Origin of the sequence: uncultured Desulfovibrio sp. (assembly GCF_944324525.1) — a bacterium.
Lineage (GTDB): Bacteria > Desulfobacterota > Desulfovibrionia > Desulfovibrionales > Desulfovibrionaceae > Desulfovibrio.
This window is the reverse complement of the sequence record NZ_CALUWS010000007.1, coordinates 1-16038: the sequence shown is the minus strand read 5'-3', so window position 1 is coordinate 16038 and position 16038 is coordinate 1. Positions and strand designations below refer to the sequence as shown.

Annotated in this window: 14 protein-coding genes; 5 read left to right on the top strand and 9 right to left on the bottom strand. The window is 64.1% G+C overall.

The window, feature by feature from the left end; translation table 11 throughout:
- Positions 1-171: 171 nt before the first annotated feature.
- From Q0K12_RS03185 to Q0K12_RS03175, 3 genes are read right to left on the bottom strand one after another with little or no spacing between them, the layout of a single operon-like run.
- Positions 172-882, bottom strand: a complete 711-nt coding sequence (locus Q0K12_RS03185; protein ID WP_297260320.1) for a septal ring lytic transglycosylase RlpA family protein — start codon at positions 880-882, stop codon at positions 172-174.
- Entirely contained in the window at positions 879-1721 is an 843-nt protein-coding gene (locus Q0K12_RS03180) for a hypothetical protein (RefSeq protein WP_297260318.1), read from the bottom strand. The genes Q0K12_RS03185 and Q0K12_RS03180 overlap by 4 nt, the downstream gene beginning before the upstream one ends.
- Positions 1718-1987, bottom strand: a complete 270-nt coding sequence (locus tag Q0K12_RS03175) for a hypothetical protein (protein ID WP_297260317.1) — start codon at positions 1985-1987, stop codon at positions 1718-1720. Before Q0K12_RS03175 ends, Q0K12_RS03180 begins: the two co-directional genes overlap by 4 nt.
- Positions 1988-2393: 406 nt before the next feature.
- Between Q0K12_RS03175 and dsrA the strand changes: the two genes are divergently transcribed.
- From dsrA to amrA, 4 genes are all read left to right on the top strand, one after another.
- On the top strand, positions 2394-3707 hold the full coding sequence (gene dsrA, locus Q0K12_RS03170) for a dissimilatory-type sulfite reductase subunit alpha (protein WP_297260315.1): 1314 nt from the start codon (positions 2394-2396) through the stop codon (positions 3705-3707).
- A gap of 18 nt (positions 3708-3725) precedes the next feature.
- Positions 3726-4871 carry a dissimilatory-type sulfite reductase subunit beta gene (dsrB, locus tag Q0K12_RS03165; protein WP_296303353.1) on the top strand — a complete coding sequence of 382 codons (1146 nt, stop codon included), beginning with the start codon at positions 3726-3728 and terminating at the stop codon, positions 4869-4871.
- Between the two features lie 57 nt (positions 4872-4928).
- Positions 4929-5162 carry a dissimilatory sulfite reductase D family protein gene (locus Q0K12_RS03160; protein ID WP_297229766.1) on the top strand — a complete coding sequence of 78 codons (234 nt, stop codon included), beginning with the start codon at positions 4929-4931 and terminating at the stop codon, positions 5160-5162.
- Between the two features lie 341 nt (positions 5163-5503).
- Complete coding sequence (gene amrA / locus Q0K12_RS03155; protein WP_297260313.1) at positions 5504-6136, top strand: AmmeMemoRadiSam system protein A; 633 nt, start codon at positions 5504-5506, stop codon at positions 6134-6136.
- A 683-nt stretch (positions 6137-6819) separates the two neighbouring features.
- Here the strand turns inward: amrA and Q0K12_RS03150 are convergent.
- The 6 genes from Q0K12_RS03150 to Q0K12_RS03125 all read right to left on the bottom strand — a co-directional run bounded on the left by Q0K12_RS03150 (position 6820) and on the right by Q0K12_RS03125 (position 13259).
- A complete protein-coding gene (locus Q0K12_RS03150) occupies positions 6820-8349 on the bottom strand; it encodes a hypothetical protein (RefSeq protein ID WP_297260311.1) in 1530 nt (509 codons plus the stop codon).
- 137 nt (positions 8350-8486) lie between these two features.
- The gene (gene tyrS, locus Q0K12_RS03145; RefSeq protein ID WP_297260309.1) at positions 8487-9686 is read right to left on the bottom strand and encodes a tyrosine--tRNA ligase; all 1200 of its coding nucleotides are present in this window, start codon (positions 9684-9686) and stop codon (positions 8487-8489) included.
- Positions 9687-9836: 150 nt separating this feature from the next.
- Positions 9837-10088 (bottom strand): hypothetical protein, encoded by a 252-nt coding sequence (locus tag Q0K12_RS03140; RefSeq protein WP_297227489.1) that lies wholly within the window; start codon positions 10086-10088, stop codon positions 9837-9839.
- 202 nt (positions 10089-10290) lie between these two features.
- Positions 10291-11076: a YkgJ family cysteine cluster protein gene (locus Q0K12_RS03135; RefSeq protein ID WP_297260307.1), complete on the bottom strand. Its 786-nt coding sequence runs from the start codon at positions 11074-11076 to the stop codon at positions 10291-10293.
- Positions 11077-11104: 28 nt separating this feature from the next.
- The gene (thiF, locus tag Q0K12_RS03130) at positions 11105-11746 is read right to left on the bottom strand and encodes a sulfur carrier protein ThiS adenylyltransferase ThiF (protein WP_297260305.1); all 642 of its coding nucleotides are present in this window, start codon (positions 11744-11746) and stop codon (positions 11105-11107) included.
- Positions 11747-11789: 43 nt separating this feature from the next.
- Positions 11790-13259 carry a BPL-N domain-containing protein gene (locus Q0K12_RS03125; RefSeq protein ID WP_297260304.1) on the bottom strand — a complete coding sequence of 490 codons (1470 nt, stop codon included), beginning with the start codon at positions 13257-13259 and terminating at the stop codon, positions 11790-11792.
- Positions 13260-13297: 38 nt separating this feature from the next.
- Between Q0K12_RS03125 and Q0K12_RS03120 the strand changes: the two genes are divergently transcribed.
- Positions 13298-15967 carry a valine--tRNA ligase gene (locus tag Q0K12_RS03120; RefSeq protein ID WP_297260302.1) on the top strand — a complete coding sequence of 890 codons (2670 nt, stop codon included), beginning with the start codon at positions 13298-13300 and terminating at the stop codon, positions 15965-15967.
- The last annotated feature ends 71 nt before the right edge of the window (positions 15968-16038 follow it).

Sequence of the window (16038 nt, the reverse complement as noted above, 5' to 3'; positions counted from 1 at the left end):
AACAGAACGGCCGCCGGATTCCCGCCAGCCGTCGCCCAAAGATACGCCACAACGACGATGCGCCGCTCCCCTGAAAAGGAGCGGCGCATCTTGACGTTTGACGCTTTACTATGTGCTACTTGTTTGGGGGCACCTTCCCCCCAAACAGACAGCGAATAGAGTCAACAGCCCCTAGTTGCCGCCCCCGACTACGAAGGCATGCGGATAGAGCCGCTTGAGCAGTTCCTGCATCGCCTTGGCCTTGGCGGTATCCGGCCACGGCCCCACCTGCACGTTCCACAGGTTGTTGCTGCCGAAGATGAGGCGCCCCGTGTAGCCCGCCGAAGTCAGCTTGCTGATGAGCCCCTGGGCGTTGTCCTTGACGCCGAAGGCCCCCACCTGCACATAGTAATCCCCCACCATGTCGCCATCCTCCTTGATCTGGGGGATGCCGCTCAGGCTCTGGATGCGGACGCGGGCCGTGCCCTTGCCGATGACGCCCAGCCGCTGGGCGCAGGCCTTGGAGAGGTCGATGACGCGGTCGTCCACGAAGGGGCCGCGGTCATTGATGCGGACGATGAGGGAACGCCCGTTGGCGAGATTGGTGACGCGTACCTTGGTGTCCAGCGGCAGGATCTTGTGGGCCGCCGTCAGGGCGTACTGATTGAAACGTTCGCCGCTGGCCGTGGTCTTGCCGTGGAAGCCGGGCCCGTACCAGGAGGCCACGCCCTCTTCCACGAAACCGTGGGCGGACTTGAGGGGATAGTAGGTCTTGCCGCGTACCGTATAAGGCTTGGAGCCCGGCACGCCGCCCTTGCGCCAGGAGGAGGAACCGCAGGCGCAGAGCTGACAGATGCAGAGAACGGCAAGAAAAAGGCCGAGGCCGTGCAGGATACGCCTCATGACGCCGCACGCTCCAGGTGGTCCCCCGCCGCATCAAGGGTATGCAGGAGAGAGATGCCCTCCTCGTCCAGCCGGTGTTGCGACTGGGCGTTCAGCAGCAATTGCCGGGCCTGCAGCGGCCGTCCCGCATCCAGCAGGTTCTCCGCCGCCAGACGGAAGAGACGGTGGGGCCGGTCTCCGTACAGGGCCTGCAGCAGGACGGCATACAACTCGCCAAAGGCCCGGCGGGCAATCTCTTCCTCCACGGCAAGCCAGCGGGCCAGATGCCGGTTGCCGCCCTGCTCTTCCAGATAGCGCGTGAGCAGGAAGAGACCGTGCCGCAGCACATAGAGGATACGGTGGAGCTCGCGGGCGGAGCTTTCATTGGTCTGAGCGGCCAGCTCGCGCAGGGGATCATACAGGTCATCCGTCACGGAGGGCGTCCGGGCCAGCTGCGCCAGGCGGCTGGAATAGTGCTGCCGCTGGAAGGCGTCCTCGCGCAGCTTGGCGCACTCATGGAAGGCATAGCCGATGCACCAGTCGAGCAGAGCCTCCACCGGCGTCTGCACGGTCACGCCATCGGGCGCGGCGCTGCCCGCATATTGCCAGAGCAGGATGGCGTCATCGGAGGGATGTTCCGCCGTCTGCCGGAACAGATGATGGGCCGTATCCTTGAGACGCCAGAAAACGCCCTTGCGGTTGACCTCGCCCAGCAGGTCGCGCAGGGCCGCGTAGGAAACGAGCCCGTCGCGCGTAAAGAGCCGGTTCTGTTCCTCCACGCCGAGATAGACCGTGCAGAAGTCCCGCACGAGATCACGGACAAAGTAGGCCCGGCGGGCCAGCAGCCAGCGCTCGCTCACCGGCCGTCCTCTTGCAGGAGCGCCTCGGCAACCTTGATGTCATAGAGACGGAGCGGATCGGCTTCGGGATTGCGCTCCTCGCGGTAAAGACGGGCCGCGCTTTCCAGGACGGCATAGGGCACCCAGCCATGCCGCTCCCACGCTTCGGGCAGGTCCTGCCGCCAGAGGCGGAAGGCCACGCTGCCGTCCGGCTCGCGCCGCACATAGACGCGCACGCCGGGATTGCCGGCCTGCGGATGGTAGTAGAGGCCCAGAGTATCCTTCATGCGTTGTTCCTCTGCTTGGCCTGGGGCGTTTGCCCGCAGGGCTGTTGCGACAGGCCTTGTATAGCCTCAAAGGACGGAGCTTGCCAAGTGCGGCCCCTGCCGGGCCTGAAAATTTTGTGAAAAAAAAGTCGTACGGCGTCAGCAGTTGTGTTCCTCGAAAAAATACGTTATAGGCCGCAGAGAAAGAGTTGCCCTGAATGCCGCCCGCAAACGGCATTCTCTTTTCCCCGGCACAGACGGCGGAAGGGGGAAACATGAAAATTCCCCTGGGGCAGCTTCTGCGTGAAAAAGATGGCAATCGGCGCCTGCGGGCCTGCCGCGGCCATTTTGGAGCACAGGTTCCGCACACGCATGAAGGCACATCACGCAACGCCGTGATACACAAAAACCACGTGGAGGTATGGCAATGGCGAAACATGCAACCCCCCTGTTGGACCAGCTGGAAAGCGGCCCCTGGCCGAGCTTCGTGTCCGACATCAAACAGGAAGCGGCCAACCGCGCCGCCAATCCGAAGGGCCTCGACTATCAGATCCCGGTCGACTGCCCCGAAGATCTGCTCGGCGTCCTTGAGCTCTCCTACGAAGAAAAGGAAACCCACTGGAAGCACGGCGGCATCGTGGGCGTGTTCGGTTACGGCGGCGGCGTCATCGGCCGTTACTGCGACCAGCCCGAAAAGTTCCCCGGCGTGGCCCACTTCCACACGGTGCGTGTGGCCCAGCCCGCGGCCAAGTACTACCACAGCAAATTCCTGCGTGACCTGTGCGACATCTGGGATCTGCGCGGTTCCGGTCTGACCAACATGCACGGTTCCACCGGCGACATCGTGCTGCTCGGCACCCAGACCCCGCAGCTGGAAGAAATCTTCCACGAACTGACCCACAAGATGAGCGTGGACCTCGGCGGTTCCGGCTCCAACCTGCGTACCCCCGAAGCCTGTCTCGGTCAGTCCCGCTGCGAATACGCCTGCTACAATACGCAGGACATGTGCTACCAGCTCACCATGGACTACCAGGACGAACTGCACCGTCCCGCCTTCCCCTACAAGTTCAAGTTCAAATTCGACGGCTGCCCCAACGGCTGCGTCTGCGCCATGGCCCGTTCCGACTTCGCTGTGGTGGGTACCTGGAAGGACGACATCAAGATCGACCAGGACGCCGTGAAGGCCTATGTGGGCGGCGAGTTCAAGCCCAACGCCGGCGCTCACTCCGGTCGTGACTGGGGCAAGTTCGACATCCAGAAGGAAGTCATCGACCTCTGCCCCTCCAAGTGCATGAGCTGGGATGGCTCCAAGCTCTCCATCAAGACCGCCGACTGCGTGCGCTGCATGCACTGCATCAACACCATGCCCCGCGCCCTGCACATCGGCGACGAACGCGGCGCCAGCATCCTCGTGGGCGCCAAGGCCCCCGTGGTGGACGGCGCCCAGATGGGTTCGCTGCTCGTGCCCTTCATCTCCTGTGAAGCCCCCTATGACGACGTCAAGGAAGTCATCGAAAAGATTTGGGACTGGTGGATGGAAGAAGGCAAGAACCGCGAACGCGTGGGCGAAACCATGAAGCGTCTGTCCTTCCAGAAGCTGCTGGAAGTGACCGACACCGAAGCCGCCGCCTACCATGTGCGCGAGCCCCGCTCCAACCCGTACATCTTCTTCAAGGAAGAAGAAGTGCCCGGCGGCTGGGACCGCGACCTCGCTGCTTACCGCAACCGTCATCAACGCTAGTTTAAGGGGGAGAAGAACATGGCTTTTATTTCTTCCGGGTACAATCCCGAAAAACCGATGGAAGGCCGTATCACCGACATCGGCCCCCACAAGTATGACGAATACTTCCCGCCGGTCATCAAGAAGAACTTCGGCAAGTGGCTCTATCACGAGATCCTCGAGCCCGGCGTTCTGCTGCACGTGGCCGAGAGCGGCGACAAGGTGTACACCGTCCGCGTGGGCGGCACCCGCACCATGTCCATCACCAACATCCGCGAGATCTGCGACATCGCCGACAAGTACTGCGGCGGCTATGTGCGCTGGACCACGCGTAACAACATCGAGTTCATGGTGGAAGACGAAGCTACCATGAAAGCTCTGCGCGACGACCTGAACTCCCGCAAGTTCGCCGGCGGCTCCTACAAGTTCCCTGTGGGCGGCACCGGCGCCGGCGTGAGCAACATGGTCCACACCCAGGGCTGGGTGCACTGCCACACCCCCGCCACCGACGCCTCCGGCCCGGTGAAATGCGTGATGGACACCGTGTTCGAAGAGTTCAAGAACATGCGCCTGCCCGCCCCTGTGCGCATCGCTCTGGCCTGCTGCATCAACATGTGCGGCGCCGTGCACTGCTCCGACATCGGCCTTGTGGGCATCCACCGCAAGCCTCCGATGATCGACCATCAGTGGGCCGACAAGCTGTGCGAAATCCCGCTGGCCGTGGCCGCCTGCCCCACCGCCGCCGTGCGTCCCACCAAGGTGGAATACAACGGCGAGAAGGTGAACTCCGTGGCCATCAAGCAGGATCGCTGCATGTACTGCGGTAACTGCTACACCATGTGCCCCGCCCTGCCCATCTCCGATGGCGAAGGCGACGGCATCGCCATCATGGTCGGCGGCAAGGTGTCCAACCGCATCACCATGCCCAAGTTCTCCAAGGTGGTCGTGGGCTACATCCCCAACGAACCGCCGCGCTGGCCCACCCTCACCAAGACCGTCAAGCACATCCTTGACGTGTACGCGGCCAACGCCAACAAGTACGAGCGTCTGGGCGACTGGGCCAACCGCATCGGTTGGGAATCCTTCTTCAAGCTCACCGGCCTGAAGTTCACCCATCACCTCATCGACGACTTCCGCGATCCCGCCTACTACACCTGGCGCCAGAGCACCCAGTTCAAGTTCTAGTCCAGGTTTGATTCAACCCCGGCGGCGCATAACGCGCCGCCGGGACAGGAGACTGAAATGGCTGACAAAGACGTTATCATCGACTTCCTCAAGGGCAAGTCCGCCGCCAAGTCCAAGTTCTACTTCAAGGACTTCACGGATCTCTTCCCCGACAAGGGTCCCCGCGAAGTGAAAAAGCTGCTCACCCAGCTGGTCAATGAAGAAGTGCTGGAATTCTGGTCCTCCGGTTCCACCACCATGTACGGTCTCAAGGGCGCCGGCAAGCAGTCCCACGCCGAAGGCGAAGACTAGTCGGCCGCCTGCGCGCATTGCCTGCAATGCCGCGGACCTCTCGGCCTCTTACAAGAATTGCCGCAACGCAAGTTGTGGCATTTCTTCTTTTGGGGCACGAACGCTTTTTTTGACCGCATGAGGTTGCCGCGACGCCGTGTCTTCTCGCGGAGCGTTCTCGTCTTTTCCGAGGCCTGCCCCGGCTCTGCCAGTCTGAAAGACGGGCTCCCCGCAGATGGCAGCCGCGGCGCAAAAAGTCACTCATCCGCCTGCAGGGCGTGAACATCTCTTTCACGTCCGCCGCAGCGGCTCCCCTGTTCAAAGAAAACGCTTTCGCGCGCCACGCGCGCAAGGAGGGAACGATGCTGACGGAAGTGGAAAAGAAACTCCTGGGGATGTGCGCACAGCTTGCCATCAAGACGCAGCTTGCCGGAGAAACGGCCAAGCAGGCCCCGGCCCTGCCGCCCAAACTGGCCAAAAGCACGCTGTCCAAATCGCTGGGTTCCTTTGTGACGCTCAAGATCAGGGGCCATCTGCGCGGCTGTATCGGCACCATGATCGGGCATGAACCGCTTTTCCGCAATGTCTGGCGCATGGCACGCGCCGCCGCATTCGAGGACTTGCGCTTCCCGCCCCTGCGGCCGGAAGAATTTGAGCGGCTGGATATCCATATTTCCGTTCTGGGCCCGCTCAGCCCCTGCCCCTCCATCGACCAGATCGAACTGGGACGGCACGGCCTCCTGCTGGAACTGGACGGCAGCAGCGGCGTCTTTCTGCCGGAAGTGCCCATCGAGCAGGGCTGGAACAAACAGATGTACCTGGAGAACCTCTGCCTCAAGGCCGGGATCCCCTCCAAGAGCTGGCGCAATGAGCGCGCCCACCTCTACTGGTACGAGACCTTCTCTTTCGACGTGCCGCGGGAAGATGCGCCCAAGCCAGCCCCCGAACCGACACAGGCCCCTAACGGCGCTCCCGGCGATGGACTGCCGCGTTAGAACGAGATCCGGGGCGTTCCGCTGTCGGGAGCGTCATCTTTTCCGGGTACGGCCGGGCAAAGGCCGGACAGCGCACTCCCCCGCACACGGCCGGCCATGACGCCCGGCAAGACCGCCTACGCGAGAAGGCGGCGGGACCGCAGACAAGGGAGGATGCGCACTGCCCTCAGACGCAACACGGCACGAACGGTGAAGGCAGCACCTCTCAGCAGCACTGCGGCAAGAAGGCGGAACGCCCGACACATCGCCTGAACGCGCCTGCCCCGACCCAGCCCTACCCCACGAGAAAGAGGTACGCCCGGCACGGAAGCCTTTGCTCCCCTGCCGGGCGTCGTTTTGCCGTCTTGTTTGCGTTCAGGCTGCCGGGAAGGCAGCCCCGGCCCATAGAGCATTTTCAGTTTGAACTGCTTTGCATCTCAACCCATCCGGCCTGGCGTTTCGCGGAAAAAACGCGTTTTTTTCGCTCACTTTCAGCCGGGCGGCGCTGTGCCGCCGCCTCGTATTTTGCCTTTTTCAAAGGCAAAATGCTTTAGCGCACTTCCCCATTGAAAATGTGGATTGCTCTGGTAGTCGCGAGAGCGGTTGCCCGTAACCGAACACACGGAAAACCACGCTTTTTCCGGCGTGTGATGGCAGCGTCAGCATGGAATTTGGGCACAAATTCAATGCGAAACCGCTCTAGATCAGGAGAGCCTCAAGTGACGCAGCAGGTCGGCATACACGGTCTTGCCTTCCTTGACGGCCTGCTCCACGCCGTACTGTATCAGTCGCAGCGGGGTATCGGCGGGCACATGGGCATAGGGCGTGTCCTTCTGACAGCAGAATCCCCCCACTTCGTGCAGCAGCCGCAGGATATCATCCGTCAGCCAGCCGTCTCCCATGATGGTCAGCTGATCGTCCCCCTGCATGCCGGCCAGCAGCCGCAGGGCAACAGGCACCGCATCATCCGGGAAAACGCGCATCCAGTCGCTCAGGAGGCGGATGTTGATCTTGCGCCCCTTGAGCGCCTGATGCAGGTAATGCTGCTGGCTCCAGACCGGCAGCCCCGCCTGACGCGGGATGGCCACATGCGGCGGAAAGGGGACGCGCCCGGCCAGCGCAAGCAGACACTGCCGGATACGGTCCACCGTCTCGTCTGGGTGGATGATGTACTTGCCGAAACTCGCGGAAAGATGCGTGCGCCAGAATGCCGCGGGCTGGTCCAGCGCCATCCTGACGGCCGGCACGATGTCCCCCGCCGGGCTTTGCCCCACCCCGGTCCGCGTCAGCCGGGGCGTTGCGTAGGGCGTATCAAAGGTTCGGGCGACTTCGGGACGCAGCGTGGCGAGGGCGAACACCTCGCCGATATTGCTGTGTTCCGTGATGCAGGTCACGGCGCGTGCGAAGTCCGGTATGCGGTCGACATTCCGGCTGACCTCAAAGCGGGGATGCCCGGAGAACTTGCGGATTATGGCCTCATAGGGCTCCACGCCCCAGGCCCCTCTGTAGGGCCGGTACAGCAGCTGGTAGTCGGGGAAATTCTCCAGCAGCGCCGCCACCACGCTTTCTCCATAGCAGGGAAAGATCCTGTTGCGGCGTTCTCCGGGATTGCTGTACATCCCCACGGGCGCGTACAGCAGCGCATCCGGCTCGACTTTGGCTTGCGCGAGCCTGTCCCGGATCGCCGCGATCCGGGGATAGCCGGTGGGGAGGTAGCGATACGCCGTGCGGGTGCGTTGCAGGAAACGAGGATCGATCATGTTGACGTGGCTGCTCTCGATGGCCTGCCGGTCGGCAAAGATATGTTCGGACGTCACGAAGAACGCATCACAGAACTGCATCATATAAGCATAGTCCGTGTAGTCATAATGCTCATACGCGCCGAAGGAATGGCAAAAGCTCGCCACCGCCGCATCTTGCGGGAACGGATGCCGCGAGCCGCTGTTCATCAGGAGGATCACGTCGATCCCGAACAAGGACGCCAGGCCCTCATCCTCGATGAAAAACTTTTTCACCGGCAGATTGACGTCGAAGCCCTCGCCGCAAACCAGCGCCATGAAGGAAAAATCCTTCCTGAGCCTCCGCTCGATGAAGCGAAAATATTCGTCAGGATTCAAAAGCAGCCTGTCCACAAAAAAGCAGACCAGCGGTCTGCCATCCCGCTTGGTTTCGGCTATCCATTGCTGGATGGCTTCAGGCGGGGAGGTCTCCGTTTTTTTCTCTTCGCCGCTCATGCAGTCTTCCTTTGAGAGGATTTTCCGTTTGAAACGCTTTGCGTTTCAAACCATAGCCCCAAAAAACGACAGCGCGCCGTTATCCTTGCGGGACCGCGGCGCGCTGCATTGTGACCAGTGCTGACGAACGGCCCGGCCTACGCCGTGACCGTCAGCCGCAAAAAGCGCTTCTTGCCGAGTTTGATCACATACTCGCCGGGGGCCAGCGCCGTCAGGGCGTCATCGCAACGGTCGCCATCCACGGAAAGCGCACCTTCCTTGATGAGACGCTTGGCCTCGCCACGGCTCTTGACCAGCCCGGCCGCTTCCAGGAAGGCCGGGGGCGTGCTGTCCTCGCCGTGGGCGCAGGTATGGGACGGCGCGTCATCGGGCACGCCGCCGCCGGCAAAGACGGCATTGAAGCCCATGCGGGCCTCTTCCGCCGCCGCCGGGCTGTGGTAGCGGCTCACCATCTCGCTGGCGAGCTGTTCCTTGGCGGCCTTGGGATGCACCCGGCCTTCGGCCACGTCGGCCTTGAGCGTGGTGATCTCTTCCAGCGAAAGCGAGGAGAGCAGCTCGTAATACCGCCACATGAGCTCATCGGAAACGGCCATGACCTTGCCGAACATCTCCGACGGCGGCTCGTCGATGCCGATGTAGTTGCCGTAGCTCTTGGACATCTTGCGCACGCCGTCCAGACCTTCCAGCAGGGGCATGGTCAGGATGCACTGGCTCTCCATGCCGTACTGCGCCTGCAGGGTGCGGCCCACCAGCAGATTGAACTTCTGGTCCGTGCCGCCCATCTCCACGTCGGCCTTGAGGGAGACGGAATCGTAGCCCTGACAGAGGGGATAGAGGAATTCGTGGATGGAAATGGGGCGCTGTTCCCGGTAACGCTTCTCGAAGTCGTCGCGTTCCATCATGCGGGCCACGGTATAGCGGGAGCACAGACGGATGAAATCGGCCGCATCCATCTTGCCCAGCCAGCGGGAGTTGAATTCCACCAGCGTCTTTTCAGGATCAAGGATCTTGAAGAGCTGCTTCTTGTAGGTCTCGGCGTTGGCCACCACCTGCTCTTCCGTCAGCGGGGGACGCGTCTCCGAGCGGCCGGAGGGGTCGCCGATACGTCCCGTGAAGTCCCCGATAAGGAAGATGACGGTATGCCCCAGCTCCTGAAAGTGGCGCATCTTGTGCATGACCACCGTATGCCCGAAATGCAGGTCGGGCGCCGTGGGGTCAAAACCGACCTTGACCCGCAGGGGCGTACCGCGTTCCAGTTTCTTGCGCAGCTCTTTCTCGTCGATGAGCTCGGCCACACCGCGCTTGATGACGGCCATCTGCCGATCAATATCCAGCATCGATCTCTCCCTGTGATAGAGTAGCGACGCCACCCGAAAAAAGGCGACGCCGCGCCATGACCATACGTCGGGCGCGGCGCGGCTGTCAAACGCCGGCTGAGAAAGCTGAGGAAGGGAAAAGGGCTCCGCGCCGGCGCGCGGGGCCCTTGCCTACATCAGACCGAGCAGCTGGTAGACACGATTTTCGTTAAGGCCGCCATGCACGGAAAAGGCCGCCGTGTAGTCGGCCCCGATAAGGTTGATGGTATCATCCAGCACCACTTCAGCCTCCTCGTCGGGAAGCAGATAGGGGGTGGAGAAGCTGACGGCGTCACGCAGGGCGGCAGGGGCCGAACCTTCGTCGTCCGTTTCGGGCAGCTGGAAAATATAATTGGGGCTGACGGTAATGCCGGAAACTTCCATGATCCACATCCTTTGTTTGTGCCTGAGCGGCTGTTTTTTCCAGTCAAAGACGGTTGCCTAGTTTTCAGCAAGAAGGATGCCAAAAAAGAAAATCCGGCGAAGAACGCGGCTGCCGCCACATCCCTCACCGGAAAATTGCGGGCAAGGCCCCCGCAAAAGGCAGTTTTTTCCCATCCGACTGAGCCGCTGGCGGACCTCCGGCTCAGCGGCCCCGGGCCGACAACCCCGGACAGCGCCCGAAGATGACCAGTTCCAGCCAGTCCAGCCCGAAATCCAGGGTGGCTTCGTCAGCAAACAGTACGTCCTCCGCCCGCTGGGCGGAAATCTCCACATGCTCGAAGAGCTTCTTTTCCTCGATGAGCGCCCGGAAGGCGTCGAGCTGATACAGGCAGAGCAGCGCCAGCGTGGCCAGCTGCGGTTCCAGCGGCTTGCCTGTGGCGCCCACCATGCTCATGAGCCGCATGTAGCGGTCATTGAAGGCATTGTAGGGAGGCAGGCCCTGATCTTCCTGCCAGCGCAGGGGCGTCCATTCCTGCGTCCCGGCAAAGCCGCGGCAGTGCGGTTCCCGCACCAGGAAGTGGCGCTCTTCCACGCCCTGCCGGCCCAGACGGCTGCCCCGGCCCAGCGGATAGCTGCGGCAGGCCGCGGGCCGCGCGGCGTAGACCGAGCAGCCCTCGGGCCCCACGAAGGGACAGGGCAGCGTCTCCACGTCATCCATATTGAGGAAAGGCAGGGGAAAGCCCGTATCAGGGAAGGTGCGCACCGTGGCGTAACGTTCCAGGAAACTTTCGCCGTCCATGCCCAGGAAGCGGCACAAGCCCATGACGTCGTAGGGCGTCAGCGGCAGGGCCAGATCGTGACAGCAGCGATTGAAACAGGGCACGCCGGGATGGCAGGCAAAGCGGAACGTACTGTCCGGGGCCAGCTCCTCAAGCCCGTCGGGCAGAGGGGCCGCGCCGTCGGCGGAAGGGGAAAATTCATCGCTCATGGCATCTCCTCGCAAAGCATGGCCCGTCTCAGCATGCCGGAGCGGCAAAGGCCTCGGCGGGCAGCACATCAAGAATGCAGGTCAGGGCCGCGTCCGCCAGCAGGGCGGCGGCCTCGGTCACGCGCGGGGCCAGGGGCGGCGCTTCCAGGATGTCGGTGGTGAAGTCCCCCACCAGGGTCAGGCTGCCCAGGGCGCGCTTTTGCATGGGCGCGCCATTGTATCCGCCCATGCCGGAGGCGCTCACCACATGACGGCCGCCGAGCATGGCCTGTTCCACCAGCAGCCGTTTGTCCGCCGCGCCGTCCAGCGCCTCGACCCAGAGCGGACACTCCGGCAGCAGTGACGGCACATTGGCCGCCGTCAGCCGCTCCTGACGACAGTCCGCCGTGACGGCCGGATTGAGCTCACGCAAAAGCTCGGCCAGACAGTCCACCTTGGGCCGCCCCACATGGCGCGGCCAGAACTGCTGCCGGTTGAGGTTGGAGGCGTCCACCACGTCATCGTCGATGAGCAGGAAGCGCTCCACGCCGCTGCGGGCCAGCATCAGCGCGGCATTGGAGCCCAGCCCCCCCGCCCCGGCGATGCCCACACGCACGGATTGCAAACGCGCGAGCTGTTCGGGCGCGAGGTAGCGGGCAAGGCCGCGCCGCAACACGTTATCCGTCATCATTGAACTCCGTTGCACGATTCCGGCGGAAGAGGCCCCGCCGGCTTCAGAAGGCGGGTTGCTCCACCTGCTGGGAAAGAAAGATGAGTTCCTCGACCATGAGCAACAGCTCCTCGATGAGGCCGCCGCCCCGCATGGGATGGCCGAAGATGGCCCCCCGCTGATTGTCGAGACCGCGCCTGTCCACGGCGTCCGGCACGGTGGGGGCCAGGGCCTCGGCCAGACGGCAGGCCAGCAGATAGCCTTCGGCCCCGGCCCGGAAAAGGTGCGCCAGATCCGCCAGCCGCGGCCCGCATTCCTGCCAGAAAGCCAGCGCCTGCGGCGAGGGCGTCAGGCAGGCCAGCGTGTGCAGGGCGGTATGCAGGTTGTTGCAGGTGCCGCCGGGCAGGCCCGCCTTCCAGCCCCAGAGCCAGGGCGTGCGCCGGAAGAAAAGGTGATGCTCCGCCGCCAGATCGAGCACGTCCCGGACGCAGCGCAGCGCCTCCCGCAGGGGCGCGCGGGCCGCCACGGGCCAGAAGGCGGCCTCCGCCGGGGCATCCATATCCCAGGCGGGCACCTGTTCCGTGGGCGCTTCCCAGCCGGCCAGCTCATGCAGCAGATGGGCCAGCCAGCGGTTGGCGTCCGGGCTGTCCGGCGTCTCCAGATGCGAATAGCTGAGGACGTAACGGCCCCGCCCATAGTTGCCCGCGACCATGAGCGGCTGATCCGTCAGGAAGTCCGCCGAAAGATTCACGCCGTACAGCGCCTGCCAGGCCTCGAACACATGCGGCGGGATGCGCTGCAGAGGCAGGTCCGCCAGCCAGAAATCCCTGTCCGGGCTGTGATAGCCGGCCAGCACGCTCACGCTGTCGCCCGGCGTGGGGGCGAAGCGGCCCGGCCACCAGACCGGCAGGGACGGCCTGTGGGCGGCGGCTTCCGGCGCGGGGCCGCGCTCGCAGCGTCCGCGCATGCCGGCCCGCGTGCAGCCCCGCCAGCAGGGCGGCACCAGCGAACAGGCGTCGTCCTCCAGCGGCGGACGCAGGGGATCGGGAGCGGGCACAGCGGCGGACGCGCCGGCCGGCACAGCGGAGCGGGCATCGTCCTCGTCCGGCAGGCAGGAGCGCACGCGCACCAGCGCATGCCCGGAAATGAGATGCTGCTGCCGTTCGGGATAGCTGCCGCGCGACCAGGGGCAGATATGCAGGCCGTCGTCGGGCCGCGCATGGCTGAGCGCCAGACCCGCCCCGCCGCAAAAGCCCAGATAGCGTCCGCCCTCGCGCAACCAGCGGCGCACGGCCTCACGGCCCGCCTCGCCCAGGGCCTGCGCCTTGAGCCGGGCATTTCCTCCCGGCACCATGAGCAGAGGCGCGGCGCGGCCCCCTTCCAGCGGCTTGCCTAAAAGGCCGCCATTGGCTATGTCTTTTCCCTTGACCAGACGAGAGGGCAGGCCCAGCGCGCGAAGAGCGCGCCAGACCATGAGACCCCAGATGTGGGAATCGTCCCAGAGGACGAATATCGTGGGTTGCGTGACCTGCATAACAAGATAGTATTGCCGCCTTTCATGGAGAAAGCAAGATGGCTGACACCCTCCCCAAGGGCTATGAGCCCCAAGATGTGGAAGAGCGCTGGCGCGCCCACTGGCAGGACAGCAAGACCTTCACGCCCGACCCCGACGCGCCGGGCGATCCCTACTGCATCGTCATCCCGCCGCCCAACGTCACCGGCGCGCTGCACATCGGCCATGCCCTGAACCAGACGCTCATCGACGTGCTTTGCCGCCATGCCCGCCAGAAGGGGAAGAACGTCCTCTGGATCCCGGGCACGGACCATGCGGGCATCGCCACCCAGAACGTGGTGGAGCGCGCTCTTGCCAAGGAGGGGAAGACCCGGCAGGATCTGGGCCGCGAGGCTTTCATCGAGCGCGTCTGGCAATGGCGGGAAGATTACGGCCACCGCATCCTCAATCAGGTCCGCGCCCTCGGGGCCTCCGTGGACTGGACGCGCCTGCGCTTCACCATGGACGAGGGCCTGTCCCGCGCCGTACGCAAGGTCTTCGTGCAGCTTTTCAACGAGGGCCTGATCTACAAGGGCGATTACATCATCAACTGGTGCTCGCGCTGCCACACGGCGCTGGCCGATGACGAGGTGGAGCACGAGCCGCACCGGGGCAAGCTCTGGAAGGTGCGCTATCGCCTTGAGGACGGCAGCGGCGACATCGTCATCGCCACCACCCGCCCGGAGACCATCCCCGGCGACACCGCCATTTGCGTGCATCCCGAGGACGAACGCTACGCCCATCTGGTGGGCAAGCCGGCCATCGTGCCCGTACTGGGCCGCCGCATCCCCATCATCGCGGACAGCTATGTGGACCGGGAGTTCGGCACCGGCGCCCTCAAGGTCACGCCCTGCCATGACCACAACGACTGGGCGCTGGGCCGCACGCACAAGCTGGAATTTTTGCAGGTCATCGACGAGAACGGCGTCATGAAGGCCGAGGCCGGGCCGTATGCCGGTCTGACCAAGGAAGCCTGCCGCGAGAAAATCGTGGCCGACATCGAGGCCGCCGGGGACCTGCTGGGCGTGGAAGAGCTGGACCATGCCGTGGGCCACTGCTACCGCTGTCATACGGTGGTGGAACCGCACGTCTCCACCCAGTGGTTCGTGGCCACCACCAAGATGGCCCCGGCCGCCCGCGCCGCCGTGCCGGAACTGACGCGCATCCTGCCCGAATCCTGGGCCAAGACCTATTATCACTGGCTGGACAATATCCGCGACTGGTGCATCAGTCGTCAGATCTGGTGGGGCCACCGCATCCCGGCCTGGACCTGCGCCCAGTGCGGCAAGCTCATCGTGAGCGAGGACGATCCGACCGCCTGCCCGCAGTGCGGCGGCACCGACCTCAGGCAGGACGAGGACGTGCTGGACACCTGGTTCTCCGCCGCGCTCTGGCCGTTCTCGACTATGGGCTGGCCGGAAAAGACGAAGGACCTTGCCCGCTGGTATCCCACCAGCGTGCTGGTGACCGGTTTCGACATCATCTTTTTCTGGGTGGCCCGCATGATGATGATGGGCCAGCACTTCATGGGTCAGGTGCCCTTCCATGACGTCTATCTGCACGCGCTGGTGCGGGACGAATCGGGCCGCAAGATGTCCAAGTCCACGGGCAACGTCATCGACCCGCTGGAGATGATCGACAAGTACGGCTGCGACGCCCTGCGCTTCACCCTCACTGCCTTTGCGGCCATGGGCCGGGACATCCGCCTGTCCGAGGCCCGCATCGAGGGCTACCGCCACTTCATCAACAAGATCTGGAACGCGGCCCGCTTCGCGCTCATGAACCTGCCGGAAACGGCTCCCGCCCCGGTGGATCCGGGCACGGTGGAGGGCCTGCATCATCAGTGGATCCTGCACCGTCTGGAGGCCGTCAAGCAGGAGATGGACGCGGCGCTGGAGGAATACCGCTTCAACGACGCCGCCCAGACCGGCTACAAGTTCCTGTGGAACGAGTTCTGCGACTGGTATCTGGAGCTCATCAAGCCCGACATGCAGGACGAGACTCGCAAGCCCGTGGCGCAATACGTGCTCTGGACGGTGCTGCGCGAGCTGCTGCTCCTGCTCCATCCCATCGTCCCCTTCGTGACCGCGGAGATCTGGCATGCCCTGCCCGTGCCCGCCGGTCAGACGGCCACGGACATCGCGCTGGAACCCTACCCCGCCGCCCGTCCGGCCTGCGTCCGTCCCGAAGAAGCCGCGCGTATGGAGCTCATCCAGGGCGTCATCGTGGCCGTGCGTACCATCAAGGCCGAGCTCAACATCAGCCCGGCCCACAAGGTGAGCCTGCTGCTGCATCCCGCCGACGACGCCCAGGCCGCCCTGCTGGAAGCGAGCCAGGCCATGATCTTCCCGCTCGCCCGGCTGGAAAGCCTCGCCATCGGCACGGACCTCACCGCGCCCAAGGCGTCGGCCTCCTCGGTGGTCTGCGGCTGTCAGGTCATCGTGCCGCTCAAGGGCGCGGTGGACCTCAACGGCGAGCTGGCCCGTCTGGACAAGGAGCTGGCCAAGCTGGAAAAGGACGTGGCCGGCGTGCAGGCCAAGCTGCATAACGAAAGCTTCACCAGCCGCGCCCCGGCCGAAGTGGTGGCCCGGGAACGCGAACGGGCCGAGACCCTGCTGGACAACCGCGCCAAGCTGCTGGCCCTGCGTGAACGCTTCCGCGAAGCGCTCGGGGATGAAGGCAATGCCTAGGTGTAGAGTGTCAACACGTTGTTCACCCTCCGTTCAGACATGAAGCTGGAGGTTTTCTGCCAAGAGCCGAA